The sequence below is a fragment of the Escherichia sp. MAL-1 genome (assembly GCF_052948035.1).
In genome coordinates, this window is sequence record NZ_CM129609.1 from 4,296,640 (window position 1) to 4,314,392 (window position 17,753).

Annotated in this window: 15 protein-coding genes; 7 read left to right on the plus strand and 8 right to left on the minus strand. The window is 52.6% G+C overall.

All coding sequences use genetic code 11. From position 1 onward, the window contains the following. The first annotated feature begins 74 nt into the window (after positions 1-74). The 4 genes from treB (at position 75) to nrdG (ending at position 6,356) form a co-directional block, all read left to right on the plus strand. Positions 75-1,496, plus strand: coding sequence for a PTS trehalose transporter subunit IIBC (gene treB / locus ACU8XX_RS21455; protein ID WP_001299664.1), 1,422 nt, complete (start codon positions 75-77; stop codon positions 1,494-1,496). A 49-nt stretch (positions 1,497-1,545) separates the two neighbouring features. Beyond that, positions 1,546-3,201 (plus strand): alpha,alpha-phosphotrehalase, encoded by a 1,656-nt coding sequence (treC, locus tag ACU8XX_RS21460; RefSeq protein WP_001295199.1) that lies wholly within the window; start codon positions 1,546-1,548, stop codon positions 3,199-3,201. 393 nt (positions 3,202-3,594) lie between these two features. Beyond that, positions 3,595-5,733: an anaerobic ribonucleoside-triphosphate reductase gene (gene nrdD / locus ACU8XX_RS21465; RefSeq protein WP_000187776.1), complete on the plus strand. Its 2,139-nt coding sequence runs from the start codon at positions 3,595-3,597 to the stop codon at positions 5,731-5,733. 158 nt (positions 5,734-5,891) lie between these two features. Continuing rightward, positions 5,892-6,356: an anaerobic ribonucleoside-triphosphate reductase-activating protein gene (gene nrdG, locus ACU8XX_RS21470; protein WP_001106239.1), complete on the plus strand. Its 465-nt coding sequence runs from the start codon at positions 5,892-5,894 to the stop codon at positions 6,354-6,356. 44 nt (positions 6,357-6,400) lie between these two features. Here the strand turns inward: nrdG and cybC are convergent, their stop codons facing one another. Then, positions 6,401-6,787, minus strand: a complete 387-nt coding sequence (gene cybC, locus ACU8XX_RS21475; protein WP_001232246.1) for a cytochrome b562 — start codon at positions 6,785-6,787, stop codon at positions 6,401-6,403. Positions 6,788-6,841: 54 nt separating this feature from the next. Continuing rightward, positions 6,842-8,194 (minus strand): metalloprotease PmbA, encoded by a 1,353-nt coding sequence (gene pmbA, locus ACU8XX_RS21480; protein WP_001162185.1) that lies wholly within the window; start codon positions 8,192-8,194, stop codon positions 6,842-6,844. A 93-nt stretch (positions 8,195-8,287) separates the two neighbouring features. On the opposite strand from pmbA, the gene yjgA reads away from it, so the two are divergent. Beyond that, positions 8,288-8,839 (plus strand): ribosome biogenesis factor YjgA, encoded by a 552-nt coding sequence (gene yjgA, locus ACU8XX_RS21485; RefSeq protein WP_000166270.1) that lies wholly within the window; start codon positions 8,288-8,290, stop codon positions 8,837-8,839. Positions 8,840-8,994: 155 nt separating this feature from the next. On the opposite strand, the gene mpl is transcribed toward yjgA, so the two are convergent. Then, the gene (gene mpl, locus ACU8XX_RS21490) at positions 8,995-10,368 is read right to left on the minus strand and encodes a UDP-N-acetylmuramate:L-alanyl-gamma-D-glutamyl-meso-diaminopimelate ligase (RefSeq protein ID WP_001219806.1); all 1,374 of its coding nucleotides are present in this window, start codon (positions 10,366-10,368) and stop codon (positions 8,995-8,997) included. Positions 10,369-10,543: 175 nt separating this feature from the next. Here mpl and fbp point away from each other — a divergent pair, with 175 nt between their 5' ends. Beyond that, entirely contained in the window at positions 10,544-11,542 is a 999-nt protein-coding gene (fbp, locus tag ACU8XX_RS21495; protein ID WP_000853753.1) for a class 1 fructose-bisphosphatase, read from the plus strand. A 32-nt stretch (positions 11,543-11,574) separates the two neighbouring features. Here fbp and yjfF read toward each other — a convergent pair whose 3' ends face one another. The 4 genes from yjfF to ytfQ all read right to left on the minus strand — a co-directional run bounded on the left by yjfF (position 11,575) and on the right by ytfQ (position 16,191). Continuing rightward, the gene (gene yjfF / locus ACU8XX_RS21500; protein ID WP_000596015.1) at positions 11,575-12,570 is read right to left on the minus strand and encodes a galactofuranose ABC transporter, permease protein YjfF; all 996 of its coding nucleotides are present in this window, start codon (positions 12,568-12,570) and stop codon (positions 11,575-11,577) included. After that, positions 12,557-13,579: a galactofuranose ABC transporter, ATP-binding protein YtfT gene (gene ytfT / locus ACU8XX_RS21505; protein WP_001361374.1), complete on the minus strand. Its 1,023-nt coding sequence runs from the start codon at positions 13,577-13,579 to the stop codon at positions 12,557-12,559. The genes yjfF and ytfT overlap by 14 nt, the downstream gene beginning before the upstream one ends. 13 nt (positions 13,580-13,592) lie before the next feature. Beyond that, positions 13,593-15,095, minus strand: coding sequence for a galactofuranose ABC transporter, ATP-binding protein YtfR (gene ytfR / locus ACU8XX_RS21510; RefSeq protein ID WP_000210557.1), 1,503 nt, complete (start codon positions 15,093-15,095; stop codon positions 13,593-13,595). A gap of 139 nt (positions 15,096-15,234) precedes the next feature. After that, a complete protein-coding gene (ytfQ, locus tag ACU8XX_RS21515) occupies positions 15,235-16,191 on the minus strand; it encodes a galactofuranose ABC transporter substrate-binding protein YtfQ (RefSeq protein WP_000265933.1) in 957 nt (318 codons plus the stop codon). Positions 16,192-16,499: 308 nt separating this feature from the next. Between ytfQ and ppa the strand changes: the two genes are divergently transcribed. Then, positions 16,500-17,030: an inorganic diphosphatase gene (ppa, locus tag ACU8XX_RS21520; protein ID WP_000055072.1), complete on the plus strand. Its 531-nt coding sequence runs from the start codon at positions 16,500-16,502 to the stop codon at positions 17,028-17,030. A gap of 379 nt (positions 17,031-17,409) precedes the next feature. Here ppa and ACU8XX_RS21525 read toward each other — a convergent pair whose 3' ends face one another. Next, positions 17,410-17,751, minus strand: coding sequence for a gamma-glutamylcyclotransferase family protein (locus ACU8XX_RS21525; RefSeq protein WP_001219160.1), 342 nt, complete (start codon positions 17,749-17,751; stop codon positions 17,410-17,412). Positions 17,752-17,753 lie beyond the last annotated feature (2 nt).

The window sequence follows — 17,753 nt, forward strand, 5'->3', positions numbered from 1 at the left end:
ACGTTCCCGTTTTTAAATTTTTCCGCGCAATATATTCTGCAGCCAACCAAAAATGTCATCTGCCATGGGGCTTTATGATGAGCAAAATAAACCAAACGGATATCGATCGGTTGATTGAACTGGTCGGCGGGCGCGGCAATATTGCGACAGTGAGCCACTGTATTACTCGCCTGCGCTTTGTCCTCAACCAACCGGCCAATGCCAGACCGAAAGAAATTGAGCAACTCCCCATGGTGAAAGGCTGTTTCACCAATGCCGGGCAATTTCAGGTGGTGATTGGCACCAATGTGGGTGATTACTATCAAGCACTAATAGCGTCAACCGGACAGGCGCAGGTTGATAAAGAGCAGGTAAAAAAAGCCGCCCGGCAGAATATGAAATGGCATGAGCAGTTGATCTCTCATTTCGCGGAGATCTTCTTCCCGTTGCTGCCCGCGTTGATTAGCGGCGGTTTGATCCTCGGTTTTCGCAATGTGATCGGCGATTTGCCCATGAGCAACGGTCAAACGCTGGCGCAAATGTACCCTTCCCTGCAAACGATCTACGATTTTCTGTGGTTGATCGGTGAAGCGATCTTCTTCTACCTGCCGGTCGGGATTTGCTGGTCAGCGGTGAAAAAAATGGGCGGCACGCCGATCCTCGGTATCGTGCTTGGCGTGACACTGGTTTCTCCACAGCTGATGAACGCTTATCTGCTCGGGCAGCAGCTGCCGGAAGTGTGGGACTTTGGCATGTTCAGCATCGCCAAAGTAGGCTATCAGGCGCAGGTGATCCCGGCACTGTTAGCCGGACTGGCGCTGGGCGTTATTGAAACTCGCCTTAAACGCATCGTGCCGGATTACCTCTATCTGGTGGTGGTACCCGTCTGTTCGCTGATCCTCGCGGTGTTCCTCGCCCATGCGCTGATTGGTCCGTTTGGTCGCATGATTGGCGATGGCGTTGCCTTTGCGGTACGTCACCTGATGACCGGCAGCTTTGCTCCGATTGGTGCGGCATTGTTTGGCTTCCTGTACGCGCCGCTGGTGATCACCGGCGTACACCAGACCACCCTTGCTATTGATTTGCAGATGATTCAAAGCATGGGTGGCACGCCAGTGTGGCCGCTGATTGCGCTGTCGAATATCGCTCAGGGCTCCGCCGTGATAGGCATTATCATTTCCAGCCGCAAGCACAATGAACGCGAGATCTCCGTGCCTGCCGCTATCTCCGCCTGGCTTGGGGTCACTGAGCCTGCAATGTACGGCATCAACCTGAAATATCGCTTCCCGATGCTGTGCGCGATGATTGGTTCTGGTCTGGCAGGATTGCTATGCGGCCTGAACGGCGTTATGGCGAATGGCATCGGCGTAGGCGGCCTGCCGGGAATTCTCTCGATTCAACCGAGCTACTGGCAGGTGTTTGCGCTGGCAATGGCTATCGCCATCATCATCCCGATTGTACTCACCTCGTTTATCTATCAGCGGAAATACCGCCTGGGCACGCTGGACATTGTTTAATTTTCTTCGGGGCGCAATTGCGCCCTCTCGCATTTGCAGGAATAACGTAATGACTAATCTTCCCCACTGGTGGCAAAACGGCGTTATCTACCAGATTTATCCAAAGAGTTTTCAGGACACCACGGGTAGCGGCACCGGCGATTTACGTGGCGTTATCCAACGCCTGGACTATCTGCATAAACTGGGCGTTGATGCCATCTGGCTAACCCCCTTTTATGTCTCTCCCCAGGTCGATAACGGTTACGACGTAGCGAACTATACGGCGATTGATCCCACTTACGGCACGCTGGACGATTTTGACGAACTGGTGACGCAGGCAAAATCGCGCGGGATTCGTATCATTCTCGATATGGTGTTTAACCATACCTCTACCCAACATGCCTGGTTTCGCGAGGCGCTGAACAAAGAAAGCCCTTACCGCCAGTTTTATATCTGGCGCGATGGCGAACCAGAAACGCCACCGAACAACTGGCGTTCAAAATTTGGCGGTAGTGCGTGGCGCTGGCATGCGGAAAGCGAACAGTACTATTTGCATCTCTTTGCACCAGAGCAGGCGGATCTCAACTGGGAGAATCCAGCGGTACGCGCAGAGCTGAAAAAAGTCTGTGAGTTCTGGGCCGATCGTGGGGTCGACGGGTTGCGCCTGGATGTGGTGAATCTGATCTCCAAAGACCCACGTTTCCCTGATGACCTGGATGGCGACGGGCGTCGCTTCTACACCGACGGGCCACGAGCACACGAGTTTTTGCACGAGATGAACCGCGATGTGTTTACGCCACGCGGGTTAATGACCGTAGGTGAAATGTCCTCCACCAGCCTTGAGCATTGCCAGCGATACGCGGCACTGACAGGCAGTGAATTGTCGATGACCTTTAATTTTCATCACCTGAAGGTCGATTATCCCGGTGGTGAAAAATGGACGCTGGCTAAACCTGACTTTGTGGCGTTGAAAACCTTGTTCCGCCACTGGCAACAAGGAATGCACAACGTAGCATGGAATGCCTTGTTCTGGTGTAACCACGATCAGCCGCGCATTGTTTCTCGCTTTGGTGATGAAGGTGAATACCGCGTGCCTGCGGCAAAAATGCTGGCGATGGTGCTGCATGGCATGCAGGGAACGCCGTATATCTACCAGGGCGAAGAGATTGGCATGACCAACCCGCATTTCACGCGCATTACTGACTATCGCGACGTGGAGAGCCTCAATATGTTTGCCGAGCTGCGCAACGATGGGCGTGATGCCGACGAGTTATTGGCAATCCTCGCCAGTAAATCCCGTGACAACAGTCGCACGCCCATGCAATGGAGCAACGGCGATAATGCCGGGTTTACGGCTGGCGAACCGTGGATTGGCCTGGGCGATAACTATCAACAAATCAACGTAGAAGCCGCGCTGACCGATGAGTCCTCGGTGTTTTACACCTACCAAAAGTTAATCGCACTGCGTAAGCAAGAAGCCGTTCTGACATGGGGCAATTACCAGGATCTGCTGCCAAACAGCCCTGTATTGTGGTGCTATCGCCGTGAATGGAAGGGGCAAACCTTGCTGGTCATTGCCAACCTTAGCCGTGGGATCCAACCCTGGCAGCCAGGGCAAATGCGCGGCAACTGGCAGCTTGTGATGCATAACTACGAAGAAGCCTCACCACAACCCTGTGCCATGAATTTACGGCCTTTTGAGGCTGTCTGGTGGTTACAGAAGTAAATCTTCCCTAAGCCCCGGTAATGCCGGTCATTCCGGGGTTTTGTCTGTCAGCATGTTGTTTTTGTTGATTTTTCAACCAGCAAATTCATTAAAAAATTTACATAACGCTGTAGCGCCCGTCATCCGTACGCTCTGCTTTTTACTTTGAGCTACATCAAAAAAAGTTCAAACATCCTTGATGCAAAGCACTATATATAGACTTTAAAATGCGTCCCAACCCAATATGTTGTATTAATCGACTATAATTGCTACTACAGCTCTCCACGAAAAAGGTGCGGCGTTGTGGATAAGCGGATGGCGATTGCGGAAAGCACCGGAAAACGAAACGAAAAAACCGGAAAACGCCTTTCCCAATTTCTGTGGATAACCTGTTCTTAAAAATATGGAGCGATCATGACACCGCATGTGATGAAACGAGACGGCTGCAAAGTGCCGTTTAAATCAGAGCGCATCAAAGAAGCGATTCTGCGTGCAGCTAAAGCAGCGGAAGTCGATGATGCCGATTATTGCGCCACTGTTGCTGCGGTTGTCAGCGAGCAGATGCAGGGCCGCAACCAGGTGGATATCAACGAGATCCAGACCGCAGTTGAAAACCAGCTGATGTCGGGTCCATACAAACAACTGGCTCGTGCTTACATCGAGTACCGTCACGATCGCGACATTGAACGTGAAAAACGCGGTCGCCTGAACCAGGAGATCCGTGGTCTGGTCGAGCAGACCAACGCCTCGTTACTCAACGAAAACGCCAACAAAGACAGCAAGGTGATTCCAACCCAGCGCGACCTGCTGGCCGGGATCGTGGCTAAACACTATGCACGCCAGCACCTGCTGCCGCGTGACGTGGTGCAGGCACATGAGCGTGGCGATATTCACTATCACGATCTCGATTACTCGCCGTTCTTCCCGATGTTCAACTGCATGTTGATTGACCTGAAAGGCATGCTGACCCAGGGCTTTAAAATGGGGAACGCCGAGATTGAACCGCCGAAGTCGATCTCTACGGCAACCGCTGTAACTGCGCAGATTATTGCTCAGGTCGCCAGCCATATTTATGGCGGCACCACCATTAACCGTATCGATGAAGTGCTGGCACCGTTTGTCACCGCCAGCTACAACAAACATCGCAAGACCGCAGAAGAGTGGAACATCCCGGACGCCGAAGGCTACGCTAACTCTCGTACCATTAAAGAGTGCTACGATGCCTTCCAGTCGCTGGAGTACGAAGTAAACACCCTGCACACCGCCAACGGTCAGACGCCGTTTGTAACCTTTGGTTTTGGTCTGGGCACCAGCTGGGAATCGCGCCTGATTCAGGAATCTATCCTGCGTAACCGTATCGCAGGCCTCGGTAAAAACCGTAAAACTGCGGTGTTCCCGAAACTGGTGTTTGCGATTCGCGATGGTCTGAACCATAAAAAAGGCGATCCGAACTACGACATCAAACAGCTGGCGCTGGAGTGCGCAAGCAAGCGCATGTATCCGGATATCCTGAACTACGATCAGGTAGTGAAAGTCACCGGTTCGTTTAAAACCCCGATGGGCTGCCGCAGCTTCCTCGGCGTGTGGGAAAATGAAAACGGCGAGCAGATCCACGATGGTCGTAACAACCTCGGCGTGATCAGCCTGAACCTGCCGCGTATTGCTCTGGAAGCAAAAGGCGATGAAGCCACCTTCTGGAAGCTGCTGGATGAACGTCTGGTGCTGGCACGTAAGGCGCTGATGACCCGTATCGCTCGTCTCGAAGGCGTGAAAGCGCGCGTGGCCCCGATCCTCTATATGGAAGGTGCTTGTGGCGTGCGTCTCAATGCTGACGATGATGTTTCTGAAATCTTCAAAAACGGTCGTGCGTCTATTTCGCTGGGTTACATCGGCATCCACGAAACCATTAACGCGCTGTTCGGCGGCGAGCATGTTTACGACAACGAGCAGCTTCGCGCGAAAGGTATCGCCATTGTTGAACGTCTGCGTCAGGCAGTGGATAAGTGGAAAGAAGAAACGGGTTATGGTTTCAGTCTCTACAGCACGCCGAGTGAAAACCTGTGCGACCGCTTCTGCCGTCTCGATACTGCTGAGTTTGGCGTGGTGCCGGGCGTGACCGATAAAGGTTACTACACCAACAGTTTCCACCTCGATGTGGAGAAGAAGGTGAACCCGTACGACAAGATCGACTTTGAAGCGCCTTACCCGCCGCTGGCGAACGGTGGTTTCATTTGCTACGGCGAGTATCCAAACATTCAGCACAACCTGAAGGCGCTGGAAGATGTCTGGGATTACAGCTATCAGCATGTACCGTATTACGGCACCAATACACCGATTGATGAGTGCTACGAGTGTGGCTTTACCGGTGAGTTCGAGTGCACCAGCAAAGGCTTCACTTGCCCGAAATGTGGTAACCATGACGCCTCCCGTGTGTCGGTGACTCGCCGCGTGTGCGGATATTTAGGTAGCCCGGATGCACGTCCATTTAACGCCGGTAAGCAGGAAGAAGTTAAGCGCCGCGTTAAACATTTGGGGAATGGGCAGATAGGTTAATCTTCACTCTACGTTAAGCAAATGCCGGATGCGGCGTAAACGCCTTATCCGGCCTACATGGCAACAACGATTGTAGGTCTGATAAGACGCGACAGCGTCGCATCAGGCGTTGATTACCGGATGCATCCTATACGCGGACTGATAAGCCAGGCGAAACAATGAATTATCATCAGTACTATCCTGTCGACATCGTCAACGGCCCCGGCACTCGCTGCACCCTGTTTGTCTCCGGGTGTGTTCATGAATGCCCCGGTTGCTATAACAAAAGCACATGGCGGGTAAATTCCGGTCAGACATTTACTAAAGCAATGGAAGACCAGATCATTAACGATCTGAATGACACTCGCATCAAACGCCAGGGTATTTCCCTCTCCGGCGGCGATCCGCTGCATCCGCAAAACGTGCCGGATATTCTGAAACTGGTACAACGCATCCGCGCCGAGTGTCCGGGTAAAGACATCTGGGTGTGGACAGGCTATAAACTCGACGAACTCAACGCTGCGCAAATGCAGGTTGTTGATTTGATTAACGTGCTGGTCGACGGCAAATTTGTGCAGGATTTAAAAGACCCTTCCCTGATCTGGCGCGGCAGCAGCAATCAGGTGGTGCATCATTTGCGATGATAAGTTCCCTGTTACCTGAGTGCAGGCAACAGGGAAATGAGGAATTAACGATACTTCTGGTGATAGGCGTTGCGGGTCGTTTTCAGTTGCTCTGCGGCAGCCTGCGCTTCTTTTACTTTACCTTCATTTGCCAGCTTCAGCGCGTCGTCAATCTGACCGACCAGAATATCGAAACCGTGGCGGAAGTCTTTCATTTCCGGGCTGTCCGGTGATTTGCCTTCAAGCTTCGGCGGCGTCGCTTTTTGCGCATCCAGCGCTGCGGCGCGCATCTTCGTTAACGCGTCTTTGACTTGCGCCGCGTTATCGGCTTTTTCGACCACTTTTAAATTGTCGTTGAGGGTTTCCATATTGTCTTCAAGATCAGCGGCAAACGACGCCGAACTGAATACCAACGAGGAGACTGCAAGAATAGCTAACAGGCTTTTACGCATTGCTCACTTCCTTTTTTATTATGAAGATTTGGCGCGGCAGGTCGCGCCAGTTTTTTACTGCCCGGCGATTTTCATCTCCGACAACAGCACAGAACCACACTGTATATTACTGCGTGTTTCAATATCGTTACCGACGGTGACAATATTGCGCCACATATCTTTTAAATTACCTGCGATGGTGATTTCGCTCACCGGATACTGAATTTCGCCATTCTCTACCCAGAAGCCCGCAGCACCACGGGAATAATCACCGGTAATGGCACTCACGCCCTGGCCCATCAGCTCCGTCACCACCAGCCCGGTGCCCATCTCTTTGAGCATTTGTTCGAAGCTTAGCCCTTGTCCGGCAATCCGCCAGTTGTGAATACCGCCCGCATGTCCGGTGCTTTTCAGCCCCAGTTTCCGCGCCGAGTAGCTGGTCAGCAGCCACTGAGTCAGGATGCCATCTTTAATAATATCGCGACGCTCGGTGCGCACACCTTCGCTGTCGAATGGCGTCGACGCCAGCCCTTTCAGCAGATGCGGATGCTCTTCAATGGTCAGCCAGTCCGGCAGAATTTGTTTACCCAGCGAATCCAGCAGAAAGGTAGATTTACGGTAAACCGAGCCACCCGCTATCGCCCCCACCAGATGGCCAAAAAGCCCGGTTGCCACTTCATTGGCAAAAATGACCGGCGCTTTCATGGTGGAGAGTTTACGCGGTGACAGGCGCGATAAAGTACGGCGAGCACAGTCGGCCCCAACCCACTCTGGCGTTTGCAGATCGCTCATCGCACGACCAATGGTGTAGGCGTAATCACGCTCCATATCGCCATTTTCTTCGGCAATTACACAGCTGGAGAGCGAATGACGCGTAGAGCAGTAACCCTGCAACATGCCGTGGCTGTTGCCAAAAACTTTGACACCGTAGTGGCTGTTAAAGCTGCCACCTTCGGTATTGGTGATACGTTTGTCCGCCTGTAATGCTGCCTGTTCTGCGCGGGCCGCCAGTTCAATGGCTTCATCCGGGGAAACTTCCGCAGGGTGGAACAAATCGAGATCCGGTGCCTCAAAGGCCAGCAGCTCTTTGTCTGCCACGCCGGCACAGGGATCTGGCGAGGTATAACGGGCAATATCCAGCGCCGCCTGTACGGTGCGGGCAATGGCCTGCGGGCTTAAATCGGTGGATGATGCGCTACCTTTGCGGTTCTGGTGATAAACAGTGATCCCCAGCGCGCCATCGCTATTGAATTCAACATTCTCCACTTCACCATAACGCGTGCTTACGCTAATGCCGGTGGTCTTGCTGACGGCAACTTCCGCACCGTCCGATTTGCCTGAGGCCAACTCCAGCGCAGTGGAAACTGCTTCTTCCAGAATCTTGCGCTGCGCTTCAACTTGAGAGATTACTTTCATTGCAAGTGCCATAATGTAGAGAGTTTCTCTGAAGTCTAACAGAGAACCGTTTTTCAGTGCGCATCTTAACTGGTAACATTAGCCTCTTTTTTTAAGGAGCCTGAGATGACTAAGCAGCCCGAAGACTGGCTCGACGACGTTCCCGGTGATGACATCGAAGACGAAGACGATGAAATTATCTGGGTCAGTAAAAGTGAAATTAAACGTGATGCCGAGGAGCTAAAACGCCTTGGCGCGGAAATTGTTGATCTGGGGAAAAACGCGCTGGATAAGATCCCGTTAGATGCGGATCTGCGCGCGGCTATTGAGCTCGCCCAGCGTATTAAGATGGAAGGTCGCCGCCGCCAGTTGCAGCTCATCGGTAAGATGCTGCGCCAGCGCGACGTAGAGCCTATTCGTCAGGCGCTGGATAAGCTGAAAAACCGTCACAACCAGCAGGTGGTGCTGTTCCATAAACTGGAAAACCTGCGCGATCGTCTGATCGATCAAGGTGATGACGCCATCGCTGAAGTATTGAATCTGTGGCCCGATGCCGATCGTCAGCAACTGCGTACACTGATCCGCAACGCGAAGAAAGAGAAAGAAGGGAATAAGCCGCCGAAATCCGCACGCCAGATTTTCCAGTATCTGCGCGAACTGGCGGAGAATGAAGGGTAATTTTCGTTGTTGATGTGAGTATGGTTTGCCGGATGCGGTGCACCTGTAGGCCTGATAAGACGCATCAAGCGTCGCATCAGGCACTATGCTCAAATGCCGGATGCGGCGTGAACGCCTTATCCGGCCTACGCACACTATATCAGGCTGAGGCCGAATTACTGCGCAGCTTCCGCCTTCTTCGCCAGACCATCCAGCAGTTTCTGATGGATCCCACCAAAACCGCCGTTGCTCATCACCAGAATATGGTCGCCAGGCTGAGCGGTTTTCACCACCATATCTGCCAGCGTATCCACATCGCCACTCCAGTGTGCAGGCTGAACGCAGGCTTCTGCCACTTCTGCCACCTGCCACGGAATATGCGCTGGTTGCAGCAGGAAGACTTCATCGGCACGACCTAATGAAGGTGCCAGATCGTCTTTGCAGATCCCCATTTTCATGGTATTCGAGCGCGGTTCCAGCACAGCAATAATGCGCGCCGTACCGCCAACTTTGCCACGCAGCGCCGCAAGCGTTGCCAGAATCGCCGTCGGGTGATGGGCAAAATCGTCATATACCGTTACGCCATTCGCTTCACCACGCAACTCCAGACGGCGGCGAGCGTTAATAAACGAACCCAGCGCGTTAGCGGCATCTGCCGGCGCTACACCAACATGGCGAGCCGCCGCAATCGCCATCAGGCCATTGTGCATATTATGTTCGCCTACCAGCGACCATTTCACTTCGCCCACTTTTTCGCCATCCAGCAAGACTTCCCATTCGGAAGCATCGGTGGTCAGCTTTTTCGCCTGCCAGTGACCTTGCTCGCCCACCAGCTCCTGCTCGCTCCAGCAGCCCATCGCCATGGTCTGTTTCAGGTTGATGTCGTTTTCTGGCCAGATAATACGGCCCTGCCCCGGAACGATACGCACCAGATGGTGGAACTGTTTCTGGATCGCTTTCAGGTCGTCAAAGATATCGGCGTGATCGAACTCAAGGTTGTTGAGGATCAGCGTACGCGGGCAGTAATGAACAAATTTAGAGCGTTTGTCGAAGAAGGCGCAGTCATACTCATCCGCTTCGATAACAAAGAAGTTGCTTTCGCCCAGACGCGCCGAAACCTCAAAGTTCCCCGGCACACCGCCGATCACAAATCCCGGTTTGTAACCGCACTGTTCCAGAATCCAGGTCGCCATTCCCGCGGTGGTGGTTTTGCCATGTGTACCGGCAACGGCCAGCACCCAGCGGTCGCGCAGCACAAAATCGTGCAGCCACTGTGGACCTGACATATAAGGGATGTTTTTTTCCAGTACCGCTTCCACACACGGATTTCCACGGGTCATGGCGTTGCCAATAATCACCAGATCCGGCTGCGGATCGAGCTGGCTGGCATCGTAACCCTGAATCAGTTCAATGCCTTGCTTCTCAAGTAAGGTGCTCATCGGCGGATACACATTGGCGTCCGAACCCGTTACTTCATGGCCTAACTGGCGCGCCAGCATCGCCAGACCGCCCATAAACGTGCCACAAATTCCTAAAATATGAATGCGCATACGTCACTATCCTTTTTTAATCTGCCGCTCATTTTACGCATATGTCGGGCAAGTGAGAAACGCATTTCAGGATAATCCGCAATTTGCTGGCGCGATTCACCTGAGCGCAACATTCCGATTATTTGTTAAGATTGTTACGGTCGCTTTACTCCATAAACATTGCAGGGAAAGTTTTATGAAAACGTTAGGTGAATTTATTGTCGAAAAGCAGCACGAGTTTTCTCATGCTACCGGTGAGCTCACTGCTTTGCTGTCGGCAATAAAACTGGGCGCCAAGATTATCCATCGCGATATCAACAAAGCAGGACTGGTTGATATCCTGGGTGCCAGCGGTGCTGAGAACGTGCAGGGCGAGGTTCAGCAAAAACTCGACTTGTTCGCTAATGAAAAACTGAAAGCCGCACTGAAAGCACGCGATATCGTTGCGGGCATTGCCTCTGAAGAAGAAGATGAGATTGTCGTCTTTGAAGGCTGTGAACATGCAAAATACGTGGTGCTGATGGACCCACTGGATGGCTCGTCCAACATCGATGTTAACGTCTCTGTCGGTACCATTTTCTCCATCTACCGCCGCGTTACGCCCGTCGGCACGCCGGTAACGGAAGAAGATTTCCTCCAGCCTGGTAACAAACAGGTTGCGGCAGGTTACGTGGTATACGGCTCCTCTACCATGCTGGTTTACACCACCGGATGCGGTGTTCACGCCTTTACTTACGATCCTTCGCTCGGCGTTTTCTGCCTGTGCCAAGAACGGATGCGCTTCCCGGAGAAAGGCAAAACCTACTCCATCAACGAAGGAAACTACATTAAGTTTCCGAACGGGGTGAAGAAGTACATTAAATTCTGCCAGGAAGAAGATAAATCCACCAACCGCCCGTATACCTCACGTTATATCGGTTCACTGGTCGCGGATTTCCACCGTAACCTGCTGAAAGGCGGTATTTATCTCTACCCAAGCACCGCCAGCCACCCGGACGGCAAACTGCGTTTGCTTTATGAGTGCAACCCGATGGCATTCCTGGCGGAACAAGCGGGCGGTAAAGCGAGCGATGGCAAAGAGCGTATTCTGGATATCATCCCGGAAACTCTGCACCAGCGCCGTTCGTTCTTTGTCGGCAACGACCATATGGTTGAAGATGTCGAACGCTTTATCCGTGAGTTCCCGGACGCGTAATCTCCTGCGCCTCTCCACACGGAGAGGCGTTTTTATCGCTGCGCAATGTTGACTCTTGTCACTGGCGAACTCTGACGATTCTCCCACAGCACCGTTAATCCACGCTGTAATGCTATAAAAATAAACAACAAAATACCGATGGCGATTTTCGTCCACCATGAGCTCAGCGTGCCATCAAAGTTTATGTAAGTCTGAATCAGTCCCTGAATCGCCACGCCAAAAAGCGTCCCTAATACCGTTCCAACGCCACCGCTCAGAAGCGTACCGCCAATTACCACTGAGGCGATAGCATCCAGTTCCACACCTACGCCCGCCAGCGCATATCCGGCCTGGGTATAAATCGAGAAGACAATCCCCGCCAGCGTTGCCAGTCCGGTGGAGAGCATATAAATGCGAATAGTGGTGCTGCGAGTGGAAATCCCCATCAGGTTCGCCGACGTTGCGTTGCCGCCAATGGCGTATACCTGATTACCAAAACGGGTACGATGCGCGAGGAAAATACCGATAACCACCACCGCCAACATCAGCAGTCCCATCGCACTTAAGCGACCGCCGCCAGGGATTTTCCACGCAAGGCTTGAGAGCGTGTCATAAATGGGATGGTTTATCGGAATCGACTCTTCCGAAACGAGATAGCTGACACCGCGCAAAAAGAACATCCCCGCCAGGGTAATGATAAATGCCGGGATCTTCAGGGCGTCGATCAAAAGCCCCATAAATGCGCCGAAGGCACAGCCCATCACCAGCACTAGCGGAAACGCCAGCAGCGGCGAGAGGCCGAAATCGCCAATCACTTTTGCCAGAAACACGCCAGTAAAGGCGATCACCGAACCGACGGAGAGATCGATCCCACCAGAGAGGATCACAAAGGTCATGCCAACGGCAATGATCCCAAGAAAGGCGTTATCGGTCAGGATATTGCAGATCACTCTTGTGGAAGCAAAACCGGGAAACTGGGTCAGGCAGTAAAGATAACCCAACACAAAGACGCCGATGGTGATCATCAGTGGCAAATTACGTTTTATCACGGCTACGTACTCCTTTAATCAGACTGATAAAGCGTTGCGACTGGACAATCAGCACGCAAAGAACCACCACCGCTTTTACAACCTGGTTCATCTCTGGCGGAAAGCCCGAAAGCAAAATTCCGGTGTTCATCCCCTGAATAATCAGCGCCCCCACCACCGAAAGCAGTAGGTTAAAACGTCCGCCCATCAGCGATCCGCCGCCAATCACCACCGCGAGAATGGCGTCCAGCTCCAGCCATAATCCGGCGTTATTGGCATCGGCACCGCGAATATCCGCCGCCACGATAATGCCCGCAATCGCCGCACACAGCCCGCTCAACACGTAGGTAAGCATGACGATGATCCGCGTGTTTACCCCGGCATTTTTTGCCGCCCGAATGTTGATACCAACGGCTTCGATAAACATCCCCAGCGCCGTTTTGCGGGTCAACAGCCAGAACAGGAGAAGCGTCAGTACCGCAATAATGACTGGCGTTGGCAGGAACAATAGCGATCCACTGCCAAACCATGAGAGATCCGGCGAGTTAAACGTGACGATCTGCCCGGAGGTGATCAGTTGCGCCACGCCGCGCCCGGCGACCATCAGGATCAGAGTGGCGACAAACGGCTGAATTTTGAGGATCGCTACCAGTATGCCGTTCCACAATCCCGCCAGGATGCCAGTGCCCAGGGCGCTTAACAAAACAATCGGCAGGCTGAATCCCGCGACCGTCATCGCAGCCGTTGTGGCTCCGGCGATAGCCATCACCGCCCCTACGGAGAGATCGATACCACCTGTAGCGATCACCAGCGTCATGCCAATCGCCAGTAACGCAACGGGAGCTGCACGGTTAAGGATGTCGATAGGGCTACCGAACAAACGCCCATCCTGAAGCACCACCTGCCAGAAATGCGGGGCTACCAGGCTATCGACCAGCAGCACTAGCAATAGTGCTACCAGCTGCGGCATCCCCGTCGGCCAGCGAAAGCGCCTTTTCGGCGGCGTAGTGTCCGGGAGAGATTGAGGCATCACACTGTTCTCCTTACGCCGCAATGGCGTTCATGATCGCCGGAACGGAAAGCTCTGCCAGCGGGATCTCCGCCACCTGTTTGCGATCGCGCATGATAATCACCCGATCGGCATAGCCCACCAGCTCTTCCAGTTCGGAGGAGATCACCAGCAGCGCCAGACCGTCAGCACACAGCGTTTCAATCAGGCGGATGATCTCGGCGTGGGCACCAACATCAATGCCGCGGGTTGGCTCATCAAGGATCAGAAATTGCGGTCGGGTCAGTAGCCAACGTGAAAGCAACACTTTTTGCTGATTGCCGCCAGAGAGAAATTCAATCGGTTGTTCAGTTGAAGGTGTGCGAATGCCAAGCTGGCGGATAAAGCGTTCGGCAATCTCTTGCTGTTCTTTGCGGGAAATGGGACGTAGCCAGCCGCGCTGGGCCTGGAGAGCGAGGATGATATTTTCCCGCACCGAGGCGGCAGCGATGATGCCATCGGTTTTCCTGTCTTCCGGGCAGAAGCCAATGCCCAGTACCGAAGCCTGATGTGGCGATCGCAGGTTTTGCGGTTTGCCTTTGATCAACGCCGTGCCGCTGTCAGCAGGTTTGATACCGAAGATCACTTCGGCGGTTTCGGTACGTCCTGATCCCAGCAATCCAGCCAGACCGACGATCTCGCCGGGGCGTACTTCGAGATCAAACGGTGCGATCGTTCCTTTTTTGCCGTAATTTTTGAACGCGGCAACGGGTTTGTCGCTCAACAATGTTCGCCCGGCACGCTGTAGCGCGTGGGTATCCAGCTCGCGCCCCAGCATCATTTTTACCAGTTCGATCTGCGGTAGCTCGCACGTTTCCCGACAGCCTACGAAACTGCCGTTGCGTAAGACGGTGATCCGATCGCTGACCTGATAGACCTGATCGAGAAAGTGAGTGACAAAAATCAGGCTGACGCCGCGATCGCGCAACTGACGCATCAGGTCAAACAGTAACTCCACTTCCTGGGTGTCGAGACTGGCGGTGGGTTCATCGAGGATCAGCACTTTGGCAGAGAGATCGATAGCCCGGCAAATAGCGACGATTTGCTGCATCGCGACTGAAAAGCGGTTGAGCGGTTCGCGCACGTCGAGGGAGAAACCGTAAGATGCCATCAGTTCGGTGGCGCGCTTTTCCATCTCTTTGCGGCGTAGAAGGCCGAAGCGTTTGGGTTCGCGGCCTATAAATAGATTATCAGCGACCGACATATTGGGTAGCAGGTTTACTTCCTGATAGACGGTGCCGATACCGAGTTGTTGTGCATGGGCGGTATTTTTCGGTGAGATAGCCTGGCCTTCCAGCCAGATGGTGCCGCGATCGGCGTGGTATACACCAGTTAATGCTTTGATTAGCGTTGATTTTCCTGCCCCGTTTTCACCGAGCAGCGCCATGATTTCGCCGCGGCGCAGGCTGAAATCAACGTTGTCTAACGCTTTGACGCCGGGGAAAAATTTACTTAATCCTTCGGTGCGGAGGATCTCCTGGTGTTGGTTAGTCGTCATGGTTTCCCCCGGTGTAAAGCGTGCTCCCAGTAGGCATGATAAGACGCGGTAAGCGTCGCATCAGGCTTCAGCGCACCACCGCCGGATGCGGCGCGAGCGCCTTATCCGGCCTACGAATCGGCATCAGGCATAGCAACCCTCAATACCCCATATTTTTCTTCTTCTCTAACTCTTCTTTTGCGGTATCAGGCAGATAAAGGGTGGATTTGGTCAGCGTCAGCTTTTCAGGCATGGTGCCGTCTTTTTTGTATTTCTCCAGCGCGTCGAAGGCGGGACCTGCCATATTCGGCGTCAGTTCAACACTGGCGTTCGCTTCGCCATCAATCATCGCTTTGTAGATATCCGGTACGCCGTCGATAGAACCTGTCAGAATATCTTTGCCTGGTTTCAGGCCCGCTTCTTTAATTGCCTGAATTGCACCAATCACCATGTCGTCGTTATGGGCGTAAACCATGCAGATGTTTTTGCCGTTGTTTTCCGCTTTGATAAAGCTCTCCATGACTTCTTTGCCTTTACTGCGGGTGAAGTCACCTGACTGCGAGCGGATAATTTTGATATTTGGCGCATTCTTAATGGCTTCGGCAAAGCCTTTCTTACGGTCAATGGCGACGCTGGCCCCAACAGTGCCCTGCAGCTCCACCACGTTGCATGGTTTGCCATTCACTTCTTTTACCAGCCAGTCACCAATCAACTTGCCTTCGAGAATGTTGTCGGCAGTGACGGTGGTCATATAGAGAGATTTGTCTTTCACATCAATAGAACGATCGAGCAAGAAGACCGGGATTTCGGCATCTTTCGCCTCTTTTAATACCGGTTCCCAACCAGTCGCAACCACCGGAGCGATAAAGATCGCATCCACCCCTTGCGCGACGAAGGAACGTACCGCTTTAATCTGGTTTTCCTGCTTTTGCTGACCATCGGCAATTTTCAGCGTAATTCCGCGTTTTTCGGCCTCACTTTTCGCCACATTGGTTTCTGCGGCGCGCCAGCCAGATTCCGATCCGACCTGCGAAAATCCTACGGTTAATGGAGCGGCCAACGCCATAGACGACATGGCTGCCGAGACTGCAGAGACTACAAGTAAGCGTTTCCACATAGGGTTGTCCTCGTCGGGGTAATTATTATTGGTGAAAAGATGTTCGCGAAAAAACTATAGACAATTCGTTATGTAACGGATTGCGTTACATCACACTTCAAAAAAGTAAATAAAACGTTAATCACAAGTTTGTAATCGCTTTCATCTCACTATGAAAAATGCGGCTACGGTTATGGATTTTCCTGCTCTGTATACCGTCTTAAAACTGGTGAAAAAGGAAAATGAAGACGAAAACAAGCGAAGACATTCGGCGCGAGTTGGCTATAATACTCGGCACTTGTTGCCACATATTTTTAAAGGAAACAGACATGAGCTTACTCAACGTCCCTGCGGGTAAAGATCTGCCGGAAGACATCTACGTTGTTATTGAGATCCCGGCTAACGCAGATCCGATCAAATACGAAATCGACAAAGAGAGCGGCGCACTGTTCGTTGACCGCTTCATGTCCACCGCGATGTTCTATCCGTGCAACTACGGTTACATCAACCACACCCTGTCTCTGGACGGTGACCCGGTTGACGTACTGGTCCCGACTCCGTACCCGCTGCAGCCGGGTTCTGTGATCCGTTGCCGTCCGGTTGGCGTTCTGAAAATGACCGACGAAGCCGGTGAAGATGCGAAACTGATTGCTGTTCCGCACACAAAGCTGAGCAAAGAATACGATCACATTAAAGACGTTAACGATCTGCCAGAGCTGCTGAAAGCGCAGATCGCTCACTTCTTCGAGCACTACAAAGACCTCGAAAAAGGCAAGTGGGTGAAAGTTGAAGGTTGGGAAAACGCAGAAGCCGCTAAAGCTGAAATCGTTGCTTCCTTCGAGCGCGCAAAGAATAAATAAGTTCTTCTAGCGCAATAACCCTGAACGCCGGGCTTCGGTTAGTAAGGGTTTTTTTATGCCCGCGATAAATAAACTCTCTATTCCACCATCATTATTCTCAGCGGTTGCAAGGCTTGAACGGTAAGAACAAGCAAACCCGACCACCATTTTGCTGTTCATAGCCACTTGCTGGAAGTTAGCCGACCTCACTCATACTCACCGTTCAAAGCGTGCCCCCGTTTTACCCCTGCACATTTGTGAACGCCAGCAGAGTTTTTTATGCGATTGCAGATATGGAAAGCGGCTCGGAGAGAAAAGCAAAAGATGGAAAAGTTACAAAAAAAAATCGCGAGATACATCGCATAAAACAACGCCACCCGAAGGTGGCATGCTTTTATTATTACTTATCCCTGTCTAACCAGTCGCCGCTTTCAATTAGCTTTAATCCATCGACGGGTCGTTGATAAACGTACATCCATGCACTCCCGTACGGCGTCTGAATCAACTGGCGCGCGTATTCACCGCCCCTGGTGCGCAAGGCATCAAGTTCGGCCAGCGTGGCGTTGTCAATACGATAAACTTCACCGTGTACTGTTCCGTTCCCCGGAACTGCGCCTGGATAGTGGCCCAGGCTATACAACTGGTAGTTATCGATACTGAAATCGCCCAGTAACTGGGCATTGGTCATCCAGTGACTGTTGCCTTGTTTGTGGCGTAAACTGCCGTAGACAAATATTCGCATTG

Excerpts from the sequence above, each read along its gene's own strand:
- treB (WP_001299664.1), top strand. The coding sequence starts at position 75 with ATGATGAGCAAAATAAACCAAACGGATATCGATCGGTTGATTGAACTG.
- yjgA (WP_000166270.1), top strand. The coding sequence starts at position 8,288 with ATGACTAAGCAGCCCGAAGACTGGCTCGACGACGTTCCCGGTGATGAC.
- ppa (WP_000055072.1), top strand. The coding sequence starts at position 16,500 with ATGAGCTTACTCAACGTCCCTGCGGGTAAAGATCTGCCGGAAGACATC.
- nrdD (WP_000187776.1), top strand. The coding sequence starts at position 3,595 with ATGACACCGCATGTGATGAAACGAGACGGCTGCAAAGTGCCGTTTAAA.
- pmbA (WP_001162185.1), bottom strand. The coding sequence starts at position 8,194 with ATGGCACTTGCAATGAAAGTAATCTCTCAAGTTGAAGCGCAGCGCAAG.
- ytfQ (WP_000265933.1), bottom strand. The coding sequence starts at position 16,191 with ATGTGGAAACGCTTACTTGTAGTCTCTGCAGTCTCGGCAGCCATGTCG.
- fbp (WP_000853753.1), top strand. The coding sequence starts at position 10,544 with ATGAAAACGTTAGGTGAATTTATTGTCGAAAAGCAGCACGAGTTTTCT.
- ytfT (WP_001361374.1), bottom strand. The coding sequence starts at position 13,579 with ATGCCTCAATCTCTCCCGGACACTACGCCGCCGAAAAGGCGCTTTCGC.
- mpl (WP_001219806.1), bottom strand. The coding sequence starts at position 10,368 with ATGCGCATTCATATTTTAGGAATTTGTGGCACGTTTATGGGCGGTCTG.
- ACU8XX_RS21525 (WP_001219160.1), bottom strand. The coding sequence starts at position 17,751 with ATGCGAATATTTGTCTACGGCAGTTTACGCCACAAACAAGGCAACAGT.
- nrdG (WP_001106239.1), top strand. The coding sequence starts at position 5,892 with ATGAATTATCATCAGTACTATCCTGTCGACATCGTCAACGGCCCCGGC.
- treC (WP_001295199.1), top strand. The coding sequence starts at position 1,546 with ATGACTAATCTTCCCCACTGGTGGCAAAACGGCGTTATCTACCAGATT.
- cybC (WP_001232246.1), bottom strand. The coding sequence starts at position 6,787 with ATGCGTAAAAGCCTGTTAGCTATTCTTGCAGTCTCCTCGTTGGTATTC.
- ytfR (WP_000210557.1), bottom strand. The coding sequence starts at position 15,095 with ATGACGACTAACCAACACCAGGAGATCCTCCGCACCGAAGGATTAAGT.